This window comes from Paenibacillus sp. W2I17 (assembly GCF_030815985.1).
Lineage (GTDB): Bacteria > Bacillota > Bacilli > Paenibacillales > Paenibacillaceae > Paenibacillus.
This window is the reverse complement of sequence record NZ_JAUSXM010000001.1, coordinates 6822325-6836029: the sequence shown is the minus strand read 5'-3', so window position 1 is coordinate 6836029 and position 13705 is coordinate 6822325. Positions and strand designations below refer to the sequence as shown.

The 13705-nt window shown below is 46.5% G+C and carries 12 protein-coding genes; 2 read left to right on the top strand and 10 right to left on the bottom strand.

Annotated features, from left to right (window positions below):
- Window positions 1-147: 147 nt before the first annotated feature.
- The 4 genes from QF041_RS30395 to QF041_RS30380 all read right to left on the bottom strand — a co-directional run bounded on the left by QF041_RS30395 (window position 148) and on the right by QF041_RS30380 (window position 5007).
- Window positions 148-1863 carry an ABC transporter ATP-binding protein gene (locus tag QF041_RS30395; protein WP_307416772.1) on the bottom strand — a complete coding sequence of 572 codons (1716 nt, stop codon included), beginning with the start codon at window positions 1861-1863 and terminating at the stop codon, window positions 148-150.
- Between the two features lie 44 nt (window positions 1864-1907).
- Window positions 1908-2939, bottom strand: a complete 1032-nt coding sequence (locus QF041_RS30390) for a FecCD family ABC transporter permease (RefSeq protein WP_307416770.1) — start codon at window positions 2937-2939, stop codon at window positions 1908-1910.
- 2 nt (window positions 2940-2941) lie between these two features.
- Entirely contained in the window at window positions 2942-3997 is a 1056-nt protein-coding gene (locus tag QF041_RS30385) for a FecCD family ABC transporter permease (RefSeq protein ID WP_036614761.1), read from the bottom strand.
- 272 nt (window positions 3998-4269) lie between these two features.
- Complete coding sequence (locus tag QF041_RS30380; RefSeq protein WP_307416769.1) at window positions 4270-5007, bottom strand: glycerophosphodiester phosphodiesterase; 738 nt, start codon at window positions 5005-5007, stop codon at window positions 4270-4272.
- 230 nt (window positions 5008-5237) lie between these two features.
- Here QF041_RS30380 and QF041_RS30375 point away from each other — a divergent pair, with 230 nt between their 5' ends.
- Window positions 5238-5504, top strand: coding sequence for a hypothetical protein (locus QF041_RS30375; protein WP_036614763.1), 267 nt, complete (start codon window positions 5238-5240; stop codon window positions 5502-5504).
- 221 nt (window positions 5505-5725) lie between these two features.
- Here the strand turns inward: QF041_RS30375 and QF041_RS30370 are convergent, their stop codons facing one another.
- From QF041_RS30370 to QF041_RS30350, 5 genes are all read right to left on the bottom strand, one after another.
- Entirely contained in the window at window positions 5726-5854 is a 129-nt protein-coding gene (locus QF041_RS30370) for a hypothetical protein (protein ID WP_255319930.1), read from the bottom strand.
- 120 nt (window positions 5855-5974) lie between these two features.
- Entirely contained in the window at window positions 5975-6559 is a 585-nt protein-coding gene (locus tag QF041_RS30365; protein WP_307416768.1) for an LOG family protein, read from the bottom strand.
- A 231-nt stretch (window positions 6560-6790) separates the two neighbouring features.
- A complete protein-coding gene (locus QF041_RS30360; RefSeq protein WP_017687369.1) occupies window positions 6791-7210 on the bottom strand; it encodes a hypothetical protein in 420 nt (139 codons plus the stop codon).
- 19 nt (window positions 7211-7229) lie between these two features.
- Window positions 7230-7898 (bottom strand): uracil-DNA glycosylase, encoded by a 669-nt coding sequence (gene ung, locus QF041_RS30355; RefSeq protein WP_221825406.1) that lies wholly within the window; start codon window positions 7896-7898, stop codon window positions 7230-7232.
- A gap of 233 nt (window positions 7899-8131) precedes the next feature.
- On the bottom strand, window positions 8132-9352 hold the full coding sequence (locus tag QF041_RS30350; protein ID WP_307416767.1) for a MalY/PatB family protein: 1221 nt from the start codon (window positions 9350-9352) through the stop codon (window positions 8132-8134).
- 250 nt (window positions 9353-9602) lie between these two features.
- Between QF041_RS30350 and QF041_RS30345 the strand changes: the two genes are divergently transcribed.
- Window positions 9603-10244 (top strand): helix-turn-helix domain-containing protein, encoded by a 642-nt coding sequence (locus QF041_RS30345; RefSeq protein ID WP_307416766.1) that lies wholly within the window; start codon window positions 9603-9605, stop codon window positions 10242-10244.
- Window positions 10245-10462: 218 nt separating this feature from the next.
- On the opposite strand, the gene QF041_RS30340 is transcribed toward QF041_RS30345, so the two are convergent.
- Window positions 10463-13384: an insulinase family protein gene (locus tag QF041_RS30340; RefSeq protein WP_307416765.1), complete on the bottom strand. Its 2922-nt coding sequence runs from the start codon at window positions 13382-13384 to the stop codon at window positions 10463-10465.
- Between the last annotated feature and the right edge of the window lie 321 nt (window positions 13385-13705).

Here is a 13705-nt window from a genome sequence, read left to right as displayed (position 1 = left end):
CCATGATCACAGGCAGACAACAACGTTGCACCTCAGACTCACACCTAATCAAGAAATAGAAAAAAACGCCACCGTCCTGACTCCTTCCAAGTCAAGAACGATGGCGTTACTTCTCGTATTTACATTGTTACATCCACATCGAATAGGTTACGCACCAAACTGCGCATAGTGAAGGCGGCTGTACACCCCACCTGCTGCGAGTAATTCTTCATGACGTCCCTGCTCAGTAATGCCTTGTTCAGCAACGACAATGATGCGGTCTGCATTTTTGATCGTAGCCAATCGGTGGGCGATAACCAGGGTAGTCCGTCCCTCGGACAGCTCAGCAAGGGATTGCTGAATCGCCGCTTCCGTTTCTGTATCCAGCGCAGATGTGGCTTCGTCCAGGATCAGAATTGGCGGGTTTTTCAGGAACATACGAGCAATGGACAAACGCTGTTTCTGTCCACCGGACAGCTTCACGCCGCGTTCACCAATTAACGTATCCAATCCTTCCGGCATCGATTGAATCAAAGGTTCCATCTGTGCACGTCTGGCAGCCATCCAGATTTCTTCTTCGGATGCATCCAGCTTGCCGTAGGCAATATTCTCCCGAATGGTTCCATCGAAGAGGAACACGTCCTGTTGTACAATTCCGATATGACTGCGCAAGGAGTCCAGCGTCATGTCCTGTATCTCCTGACCATCAATCGTGATGCGACCTTCCAGCACATCATAGAATCGTGGCAGCAGACTGCACAGCGTTGTTTTTCCTGCACCCGATGGACCAACGAGAGCCACGGTTTCCCCTGCATGCACATTAAGATCGATACCTTTGAGCACAGGCTCCTGATCCGAATAACCAAAGGTCACTTGCTCATAACGAATATCTCCACGCAAATGGGATACTGATACGGCTCCTGGGCGATCTTCCACATCCGGTTCCATATCAAGCAGCTCCGTATAACGTTTGAAGCCTGCAATCCCTTTTGGATACGTCTCAATAACCGAGTTGATCTTCTGAATTGGTGTTAGGAACACATTGGACAACATAATAAATGCAATGAACTGACCGTAGGTCATACTGCCTTGAATGACAAACCATGTTCCGCATACCAAGACAAAGAGGGATACCAGCTTCATCAGCATATAACTGACAGAGGAGTTCCAGGCCATGATTTTGTATGCGATTAGCTTGGTCTGACGGAAACGACCGTTGTTCACAGCGAATTGTGCTTTTTCATGCTCTTCATTAGCAAAAGCCTGAACAACACGGATACCTGTAATATTGTTCTCTACACGAGCGTTGAAGTCCGCAATATCTCCGAACATTCGACTGAATGCCTTGGACATTTTGCTACCAAAATAGAGCGACAGATAAATAATCAGCGGCACGATGATAAAGGTTAACACCGCCAGATTTCCGTTAATGCTCATCATGATGCTGAATGCACCAATCAGCGTCATGACCGCGATAAATACATCCTCTGGACCGTGATGGGCAATCTCGCCGATATCCATCAGGTCGTTAGTCATGCGGGACACGAGGTGTCCTGTTTTTGTATTATCGAAGAAACGGAACGATAACTTCTGCACATGATTAAACAGACTTTTACGCATATCCGTCTCAATGTTAATGCCTAGCTTGTGTCCCCAATAGGTAACCACGAAGTTCAAAAATGAATTCAATAAGTAGATGCCGAGCAATGCCAGACATGCCCATAGAATCCAGTCCCAGCGACCGCCTGGCAGCAGATCATCGACTACCCGGTTGACCGCCAGTGGAAAAGCCAGTTCCAGCAGCGCGACCAGAATCGCACAGCTGAAGTCAAGAATAAATAGCTTTTTGTAAGGCCTATAATAGGCAAAGAAACGGCGAAGCATGGACTGAAGTCCTCCTTATGCAATCACACAATAATGATTACGTTCTATTTCGTCTTGCTTAAGAGGTACAGGAAGTATGGCGCACCAATAATGGCAACCAGGATCCCCGCAGGAATCTCCGAAGGCTGTAGTATGACACGACCCAGCGTATCTGCAACCAGCACGAGCAATGAACCGATCAGCGCAGATGCGGGTAACAGGAACTGATGTTTTGGACCCACCAGACGACGTGCCAAATGCGGTCCGATCAGACCAACAAAACCGATCCCCCCACTCACAGATACACATGAGCCGGCAAGTCCTACAGCAGCCGCAAGCAGAATCAACCGCTCACGCTCAACCGGAGTCCCGAGTCCGCTTGCAGTCTGGTCCCCCAGATTCAGTACGTTCAATACACGTGCCTTATACAGAACAAGCGGGACAAGAATAATAAGAAACGGTAGCAATGCCGTTACAAATTTCCAGTTCGAACCCCAGATGCTGCCTGCCATCCAGGTAGCTACAAATTGATACTTTTCCGGACTAAGCCGTAATGTAAGCACGATCATGGCAGAACTGATTCCCGCCGCTACCCCGATCCCTGTAAGCAACATACGCGTAGGCAGGATGCCCTCTCCTTTTTTGTAAGAGAGAATGTAGATCAGAAATGCAGCAAAACCGGAACCGATCAGGGCCAGAATTGGCAAAAGAAATACCGGCGCTGCTGTCGTTGTCGGGAAAAAGGAAACAAATAACATGACGACCAGACCAGCACCTGCGTTAATCCCGAGGATCCCCGGATCTGCCAACGCATTCCGAGATACTCCCTGCAAAATACAGCCAGATAACGCAAGTCCGGCCCCGACCAGCACCGAAATCACAATACGTGGCAGACGGAATTCAAACAGGATCAATTCCTGTTTCGCCGTGCCTCCACCAAACAGGGTTCGCATCACCTCAAGCGGCGAAAGCTTGGTAAAACCTGTGTTCATACTCACCACAAAAGCCGTAATAATTAATAGGGCAAGCACAATGAGGACAATCGCACTCTTGGTTCTCTTCTTGCGCTCTGCTCCAACTATTGTTGAGGATTCCATCGTTACAGAGTCCTCCTTTCTTTACGCGCCAGATACAGGAAGAATGGTACCCCGATGAGGGCAACCAATGCGCCAATTGGCGTCTCGTACGGCGGGTTAATCATACGTGCAGCCAGATCCGCAAATACGAGCAGCAAACTGCCCATCACAGCGGAACATGGAATAATCCAGCGATAATCGACCCCAACCAGCTTCCGCGTAAGATGGGGAATAATGAGTCCAACAAAACCGACCGCACCGACCACGGACACAGCCGTACCGGCGAGAATCAGTACAACAATCAGGCCTATGAGCTTGATCAGCCCAGTACGTTGCCCCAAGCCCACCGCAATATCTTCTCCGAGACTAAGCAGAGTTATGGAACGGGAGATGAGAAGACCTGCGATCAGTGCCGCGAGTACCCATGGGAACATGACCTCAAGTTGAGACCACTTCGTTCCGGCTACACCACCCGCTGTCCAGAAAGCCAGATCTTGTCCAATTCTGAAATACAATGCAATCCCTTCACTGAGTGCCGACAACATCGCTGATACAGCCGCACCTGCAAGCACAAGGCGTAGTGGTGTAAGACCCGATTTGGAAGCTGCACCAAAACCATACACCAACAGGACACCAAGCCCTGCTCCAAGGAAGGAATACATGATGATATACATAAATGGCAAGCCAGGGAAGAAGGCAAAACAAACTGCAAGCGCAAATCCAGCTCCCGCATTCAACCCAAGCAGACCTGAATCGGCCAGCGGGTTACGAGTCATGCCCTGCATGATCGCCCCAGCTACAGCGAAACATGCACCTACCATTGCTCCTCCAAGAATACGTGGCAACCGAATCTCCCATATGATCTGATGTGGAGTCAGCTCAGGATTGAAGTCAAAGATGGCCTTCCAGACTACACTAAGCTTAATATCAGCAGCGCCAAAAGAAATGGACAACGCCATACCCAGAGCGAGTAGCAAAACTCCCCCTGTAAGAATAAGTGTGGCTGCCCACGGACGAGTGTGTATCTTCGCTGTGGGTGAATCCGGATTATGTTTTTCTGGTGAAGCTTGTGAACTCATACGCGCCCACCCTCGTTATGAGTGGAGCTGCTCAAACCTATGTACATAACAATCACCTCTCTATAAATACCGAACTTTAATGATATTGATTCTCATTCCCATAGACCATTGTAAGTGAATCCACGGGCTCTGGCAATGGACAAATAGGACATGTTTATTGCATATATGAAGATTTGCACACAATTTTACACGCAAAAAGGCTGCGCAGGAGCCAAAAAGCTCGAACACAGCCTTATCATTGCATATGTAGAACATGTAAAATACAGACTCGTTTAACGGGCATATACCGTAAGTAAGGATGCCAGGACATCCGGAGCATCAGTAATGATCCCTTGCACACCCATGTCAATCATGGCCTGCATCTCGGCAGGATCATTCACCGTAAATGGATAGGTAACAACGCCATGTGCCAATGCAGCAGCAACATCTTCTTGTGTGACTGCCAGCTTGTAGGGATGAAGGCCGGAAGCTTCGAGTTTGGCGGCATAATCATAGGGTCGATATAACTTTTCCATATATAGAAGTGCTGTACGAATCTCCGGGGCAAGACGTTTACATCTCACGAGCGAAGCATGATTGAAGCTCGACAGCACAACCTGTTGCTCCAGATTCCAATCCCGGATCGCCTGTATGACCTTCTCTTCCATCCCTTTATAACTCACAATACCATTTTTCAATTCCAGATTAAGCAGTGTTCCTTTCCCCTGTACCAGCTTGAATAACTCCTCCAGAGAAGGAATACGTTCCCCGGTAAAATCAGCATGGAACCAGGACCCCGCATCCCGTGTGCGCAATTGATCGTAAGTCGTATCCTTAACCCAACCTTCTACGCCGCCAGTTCGGCTTAACGTCTCATCATGAATCAGTACCAGTCTGCCATCACTCGTCATCTGCACATCGGTCTCAATGCCTGTCGCTCCAAGCTCCAGACTCCGTTCAAAAGCGCTCATCGTATTTTCCGGGCATACGGCAGATGCACCACGATGGGCAATAATCTCCATGTTCCTCATTCCAGCGCCTCCTGTGTTCAAGCTTCACCTATGATCCTCACTATAAACACCGTTTGTTAGACCTGTATTAACAGAGCGTTTAATTGGTTGCCTACTTCGCTAATACTCGCGACCGTGTTTAACATCTAACGGGCTGGGGATTCACTCATTTATGCGAACTCAATCTGAAAATCGACATAACATAGTATGAACGATGGAAGCACTGAACTCCGTTATAAGGAGGTTGACTATTGAATCCCTCAAAGAAAAAATCGATACCTACGCGTCCTCACACATCCCAGTTACAGTCGGCTTCCAGGCTTTCCAGATCATCTGTCCATATCAAAAACAAATCCGGCAAGACGGCTAATCAGCGTTCTCTTAACTCCAGTTCACCCAACACACTGGATCAGCTGGCTATTGTTGCAGCAATACTCTCCTTAATTGCAGCCGCCATCGGGCTATATATCGCCTGGAAATCGTTAAGTAATCCGGATCAAACTGCTGTTGTGGTGTAAAGCTGCTTGTTGCGCAGCTAATGGCTCAGGAGGCTCTCTCCTGCTTCTGACCTTATTCAGGGGCAGGTTTTTGCTTTTTCAATTACTTAACGCATGCTGGAAACGTCAAAAAACCGTTCCCCTGAAACGCCGGCATATACCGGCGTCTCTTTGGAAAGGTCATTTTTTTTATTCGGGCGCTGCCTCTGCAGCGTGATCCCCGTCCCGGGATACTGACCGAATTACAGAATGAATGTGCGAGAGATAATAACCAACAGAATGAACAATACCAAAATTGCACCTGTCGATGTCCATGCTCCACCACCGAAGCCTCCGCAATATCCGTAACCTGTACCTTTGAGTTCGCTCATCAGTGACACTCCCCTCTTCATCGAAGTACACTATAGACTATGTCCGATAGCGCAACTTGCTTGGGCAGATCGAAAATTCTCCCGAGGAACGAGTGGGTACAGACCCATCTTCTTATGCACTCATTTCCCGTTGAGTTGTGACCACTTCTGAGTCATCTCTGCAGGAATATAGGATGACATTTGTTTGATGAGTTCAGCCGGATCAGCTTCCAGACTCCACAGACTGAGATGCGAAGTGTTGGAGAATCCTTCCTGTACGCTATGTTCTACCATCTTCATCAGCGGTCCATAATATCCGTTGACATTTAATAAGCCAACAGGCTTACGATGAATACCGATCTGTGCCCAGCACAGTACCTCGAATAGTTCTTCAAATGTACCCATGCCTCCGGGAAGTGCAATGAATCCATCGGATAATTCAGCCATCGTAGCCTTCCGTTCATGCATGGTTCCCACTTCAATCAGTTGTGTGAGTCCTCCGTGAACAACCTCGCCCCGGAACAATCCGGTAGGCATAACCCCGATTACTTCTCCCCCTTGCTCAAGAGCAGCATCGGCTACTGCACCCATCAAGCCCATGCAAGAACCACCATAGACCAGTGCATAACCACTATCAGCAATCTGTTTGCCCAGTTGAACAGCTTTCTCTGTATAATCGGGGTGATTTCCCGGATTGGAGCCTGCAAAAACAGCTATACGTTTCATTGGGTTTCACTCCTTCTCATGATCTATTTTAATAGTATACAACATGAATGTAATGGGTATGTACAACAGGTTAACAGAACCAATGGACAAAAAAAACCCGACCGTTTGCAGCCGGCCGGGCTCCCATTTCAATACACATCAATTTAGAAGGGGTTGTTATTACCTAATATACAGACCAAACATTAAATCCGTATGATCTTTGCATGAAATGAATATTAAATCTTCGTATAACTAACGTATCCCACGGCGTGAACGTACGACAAACATATGCTTGTCTTTACGAAGAACCCGACCATCTGCAAGTTCAACCTGATCCTCGTCATGACGCAGAATCGTCGTGGATAACGCTACAATTTTGGCCCGGCGCCAGATCATAACCTGTGACTTGAAATAGATCGCATTTTCGAACTGAATCGCCTTTTTCATCACATATCCAACCTTGTGCACTTCAGAACGTGCTTTCTTTAAGGGAAGACTCTCTTCGGGAAGAGGTCTGATCATTGCGATATTGTCAAACGATACCTTAATCCGTTTCGGTCCGATCCGTACACATTCCGCTTCTTCATCCCACTCGACCAGCGTTCCCTTCAATGGCTCCCGTATGCCTGTTGCACGATATACCGCTACTTTTCGTCCTATCCAATGTCGCAATGTTCTCACCTCCATCTGTCTAGTTTTCAGGTATCTTCCAATCGATCGGTTCAATACCTTTGGAGGTCAAGAAATCATTGGCTTTGGAAAAGGGACGACTGCCGAGGAATCCACGATGCGCAGCCAGCGGACTGGGATGTGTAGACTCCAGTACCAGGTGCTTGTCCCTATTAATAAAAGCACCTTTCTTCTGGGCATGACTGCCCCACAGCATAAATACCATTGGCTCTGAACGTTCATTCAACGCACGAATGACAGCATCCGTAAATGTCTGCCACCCTAGTGCCTGATGCGAGTTAGGCTGACCTTCACGAACCGTCAGAACAGCATTTAATAGCAGGACTCCCTGCTGTGCCCAATGAACCAGAGATCCATGATTCGGAATTGGCAGGTCCAGATCGGCATGAAGTTCCTTATATATATTTTTCAGAGAAGGCGGTACGCGTACCCCGGGTCTAACCGAAAAGCTTAATCCATGAGCCTGTCCCGCTCCGTGATAAGGGTCCTGGCCAATAATAACGGCCTTAACCTGATGATATGGCGTCAGCTTCAGTGCGGAGAACAGGTCTTCTTTGGGCGGAAAGACCGTCTGCGTTTTGTACTCGGCGGCGAGAGTGTAACGAATCTTGTTAAAATAGTCGGCTTCCGTCTCTTCCTGAAGCACCTTGTCCCAATCGTTTCCAAACATATGTATAGGCTCCTTTCCCCTGGTGAATGCAGTTTCGTTCAGCCCATCTACTGGGCTCTTCCTTCTGAGAGCCGCATGTCATGCAACTCATAGACTATCCACCATTTTAACATAACCGGGGACAGCAGACCAGAATTGCGCATCAGGGTATACGTTCACCTCGTATTAAATCGTATTCTTGCTACATTCAGTATACTCATACAAAAAAGTCACCTCGCTATTGCGTGATGACTTTATACTTGAACGGGTACCTCTTCGACCACATTCACAAGTACACTGCTGATTCTTCGTAACCCTTCCTGAAGGACAGAACGGGGACAAGCCAGATTCAACCGAATACAACCCTCACCATTGGCTACAAACATATGACCATCTTCGAGTAATACACCCGCTTGCTCAGCGAAAAATAAAGGTAAGCTTACATTTTGGGGAGCATATGCCGAAATATCGATCCAGGCCAGATACGTGGCTTCCGGGATGTGAAAAACAGCCCGTGGCAGATGCTGTTTCACATACTGTTCTACGCAGGCGAAATTGGCATCCAGATAACATTTCAATTCTATCAGCCATTCATCGCCCATTTCGTAAGCCGCTTGAGTGGCAGCGATGCTCAGTGGGTTTTTGAAACCATAATGGCGTGCCTGCCAGATGTCTCGAAGTGTCTTATTCGGAATAATGACATTGGAGAACATCAGACCAGCCATGTTGAATGTTTTGCTCGGAGACATGCATGTAATGATTCGATCCGTATCCGGAAACAGCTTTGCGAGTGGCGTATGTCTCTTACCCGTCCGCAGCAGATCACAGTGAATCTCATCCGAAATGACCCATACGTTGTTCCGCAGGCATATCTCACCCACACGTTGTAACTCTTCGGTAGTCCAAACACGTCCAGACGGATTATGCGGGTTACAGAAAATACATACCCTTACCTTCTCATCCTTGGCCTTGGCTTCAAAATCCTCATAATCAATGGAGTAACGCCCCTGCTCGTTGATCATATCCGAACATACCAATTCAAGATCATTATGCTCCGCAGCTGACTTGAAGAAACCATAAGACGGGGTCACAATCAGTACTTTCTCATCCGACTGACAGATATATTCCACCAGTTCATACAAAGCGGGAATGATCCCGTTTGAGGTCTCCAAATGTTCCTTTGGGAAGGACCAGTCATAGTATCTTTTCATCCAGTTCGAGACAGCTTCGTAATACGCCGGATCAAACACCTGGGAGTAACCCATGATTCTACGGTCCAGACGCTCCTTAACTGCATCCAGAATCTCGGGAGGTGTGGCAAATTCCATATCTGCAATCCACATGCGAATGAATTCTTCATCTTTGAATGGAAAAGTCATGTCCTCTGTGGCATTAAAAATATATTGACGGAAACCATCCGTATTCATGGCATTTGTACCTGTGCGGTCTATAATCTCATCAAAGTCGTATTTCATAGCTTCTGCTCCTCTATCTGCTTTACTTTTTCATTGTCGTTTCATGTCGTATTACACCTATTATTTCATGACGTAGGAATTGCATCAAATACAATACAATCTATTCTGACGAAACAAATGAAGTTTATTGTTTCTCCAGAATAGGTATTTCGATGAAAAAGTGATATATTTCTCATATAACATCATTTTTATGAATGACTTTCATCATTTTCACGTACTCTCAAGAAACATTGCATAAGGAGAACCGGTTATGAACAATATCAATCAGGAAGTTGGCAAGAAAATACGAAACTTTCGGAAGTGGCGGGGACTGACCATTCAACAGCTTGCGGATCAGATCTTCAAGAGCAAGGGCACCCTGTCCAAATATGAGAGCGGAGATATTACACTTGATCTGGTCACGTTACATCATATTGCGAACGCGCTCAATATCCAGGTGGAGCAACTCTTATACCAAGAGCCCAGACATGCTTCTCCCCTGATGAATGCGGTCCCGTCCAGCTTTTTCAAGAACTCCACTCGTTTCTATTCCTACTTCTATGATGGGCGTAACAACAGTCTCATTCGTTGTGTCATTGACATGATGGCTCAGTCGGATGCCAACCGTTATCGCACCGTGATGTATATGAATGTGAAGGATTTTGAGAACTACCAAGAGTGCGAGAATATGTATTGGGGCCACACCGAGCATTATGACACACTCACCACCCTGATTTTGAAAAATCAGGCCACGCCGCTGGAGAACCTATATATTAATATTCTGGCGTCTTTTCAGGAATCGGAGAAAAAAGTGGGGACTGATGGCGGGTGTCTCCTTCAGACCTTTCATGCCTATCGCGCTCAAAATGTTATTCTCCAGAACCCCGCTGCCCGAGAATCAGGAGTTATATAATGAATTAAAAATCTCAAAGGAAGATCTTCGGACCTTGAAAATATACAACATGCTCGCTGTCACTTGAACAACGCAGCGCGTCACACATTCTCATATCATATGGGATGGAGACAGTTCCTCCCCATTAGAAAAGGCACTTCTATAAGCTGTTGAAACCAGCTCATAGAAGTGCCTTTCGCTTTACGCCTATTCGTTCGTGGAATAAACGAGACTAACGCTTAGTTTTTAATTAAATCCAGCGTCTCGTCAAACATTTGTTTCTGTTCCTCAATCTTGTTCTCATTCCCAATCACACAGCGCTGTTGCTGTTCAAGTATGGCCGATAAAAGCTCAGCAAAACCAATAATGTCGCTTTCCTTTGTGCTTAACACTTCGTCCCGTTCCTGTTGCAGATCCGCTTCAGTCACATTCGACAGATAACACTCCAGGGAGAATGCCCCTTCGCCATAAGGTGTTCTCGGTGTATCGAGGTCCTGAATGGCACCAATGATATAACGTGTCATTTCCCGCTCGTCTGCCCGGAAATCGGTCAAATATTGCGGTATCTCTTCATATACTTTGTACGTTTTATCGAGGTTCGGATCACGATACGATGCAACGTAGCTGTCTCCGTTTCGTCTGAAGCCTGACATGCAGCCATAAGCTCCACCTTTGGCGCGGATATTGGTCCACAAGTAATCCAGGGACAGGATTCCCTGCAAGACCCGTAGTGAACCGGTGTATTGATATCCTTTGTCGATATAATTGCCCGTTTGCACCACGTACTGCACCTCCGAAGGAGATCGGAATCCTTCCTTATGAGTAGCCGGTGTGAATGTAAATTCTTCCTTGGCAACCTCATGTGTGAACAGCTTCGCTTTCAGATCAGACACCTGTTGTTCCAGTCCTTCATATCCCTGCTCATCGGCAGTGTAACTGACAAGCAAGTTCTCTGGTCTGAAAATATACCCCGTCAACTCTTGCAGGCTGGAAGATAACTCTTCTTTTCTCGCCTCAAAATTCGCCTGAAGATCCTCAAGCCACTGGTAAAAGGCAATGCCACTTACAGCTTCCCTGAAATCGGCAACTGCTGAATGTTTGGACGAAGACCGGCCAATTCCCGCAGAATGTCCGCTATTGATCAGATTACGTTGCAGATTACCTTTCATCTGGGAGATGATCTCATATAACCGCTTCGAATTATCGAATTGGGACGTGAACACAATTTCTTTGATCATATCAAAAGCAAATCCAAGCTTGTCATATAACACTTTTGCGTTGAACTCATAGGTCGCCTTGAATTCATTGTGCTTATGCGCGTTGGCATAAGATCCAATCCCGCTATGAATACCGCCTGAATGGATATGGATTTCATTGGACAGTTCATTGAACGAGTAGTTTTGAGTGTCCACGTAACCCAGCACATTCTTGAGCAATCCTGCATACGGCAGGAGATGACGTGGCACTTCTTTGATATCAAACAACAGTCTCAGATAACCAATTCCGTTGGTGTAAAGGTTATGATGGAGAATGGTTGTGCCATCGACCTGGTTCACCGTTTGATGCAACGTAGAGGCCTTCGGTTCAATATCTTCAATCGATAACGTCGGAATGACCTGCTGCTGCTCTTTGGTTGAAGGTGTATTCTGATATTCGGCGAGTGCTTCCGTTTTCTGAATCAACGTCTGAACTTCTTCCTCGCTAAGACTGGCCTGAATAGTTTTCAGACGTGCTTTCAACGCCTCATCCTTGCGTGAGTTCAGCCCCTTATCCGGGGTAAGCGCCACAAAAGAAGTATGTGTGTTCTGCAAAATATATTTCTCAATCAGTTGCTCGAAGTAACCTTCGTTCATTTTTGTCCGCAGTTCAGCAAATACGTCATTGGCTTCCAGATGGGTGAAAGGTGCTTCTTCATCGTACAACCAGCTTTGCAGGGAGGAGAATCCGTAGATCAGGCCTTTCGGCATTCTGCCATAGTCCGCTTCTCTGTGATTGAACTCATATGAGTTAATGCCTGCAAGCAGTGCCTTAGGATCAAAGCCTTCTTTTACCACACGCTCAAGCACTTCTTGGACCGTTCCCAGGAAATCCTCTTTGCTCGCCAGATTGCTCTTCTTCAGTCCCACAGTGAACACAGGCTGATACAGGCTGTCATCATACGAACCATAGACGTCCTTCGCAATTCCTTTATCCAGCAAAGCCTGTTTCAATACCGCTCCCGGAGCGTTCAGAAGGGCGTATAACAGAATTTGGAACGAAATATTCAGTTCCTTGTCCAGACTTGTGCCAATCACCGCGTTATAGGTCAAGAAGCTGTTATCCACTTCCGATTCCGTACTTCCCGCAGAGTAAGTCTTAACCGTGTCTACCCGTTTTGCAAAGGCAGGTTGAAGTTGAATGGCCGAATCAATCTCGATTCGATCATATGCACTCAGATAGTTCTCATCCAGCCATTGCAGCTTCTCTTCCATATCCATATCCCCGTAGAGATAGATGTAACTGTTGGAAGGATGGTAATATCTCGTGTGGAAATCCAGCAGCCCCTGATACGTTAGATCCAGAATAGCTTCCGGGAATCCACCAGACTCGGAGGAGTATGTAGTATCCGGGAAAAGGGAGTTCAGCACTTCTCTGCGCACCATTCGTTCCGGTGAAGAAAAGGCACCCTTCATCTCGTTATATACAACACCGTTGTAGGTTAACTCATCGTCAGCAGAGGTCAGGTTGTAGTTCCAGCCTTCCTGCAAAAATATCTTTTCATTCTCATAAATATTTGTATTTAATACCGCATCCAGATATATATCCATCAGGTTATGGAAGTCATGATCATTACGACTTGCGATCGGATAGATCGTCTTATCGGGATACGTCATGGCGTTAAGGAATGTATTCAATGAACCTTTCAGCAACTCAACAAAAGAATCCTTGGCCGGAAATTTCTTGGACCCACAGAGCACGGAGTGTTCGAGGATATGGGCTACCCCTGTATTGTCTTCGGGAGGTGTACGGAAACCGATACTGAATACTTTGTTGTCGTCCTGATTGGACAAAAGTACAATTTTGGCCCCGGATTTCTGGTGTTCAAGCAGATACGCATCCGATTTCAGTTCTTCGATTCTGCGCTCCTGTAACACCTTGTATGGCTTAAGCTGTTTCAACATAAACTTGAGTCCTCCGTCCATAAGATTGTTTTATTGGTTTTGTGACTCTACATAAGTTCAAATATGGTTATTTACACGGGCACTCCGATGACAGAACAACAGCTGTCCTCTCCGTTATCGTGTAAATGTGTAGTTGAACCTATATCGTTCAGCAAGTGAAGGTAATATATGCCTACGGATAGTATACACCATTGTCCCGTCTCTTCATAAAAGTCAGATAAATGTACCTTCTGATATGTATTATGCAGGGTTTATGTTTATGAGCTGCATGGTGAAGTGGTCATCAATGAAGTGACATTGATATTAATGAACATAAAAAAA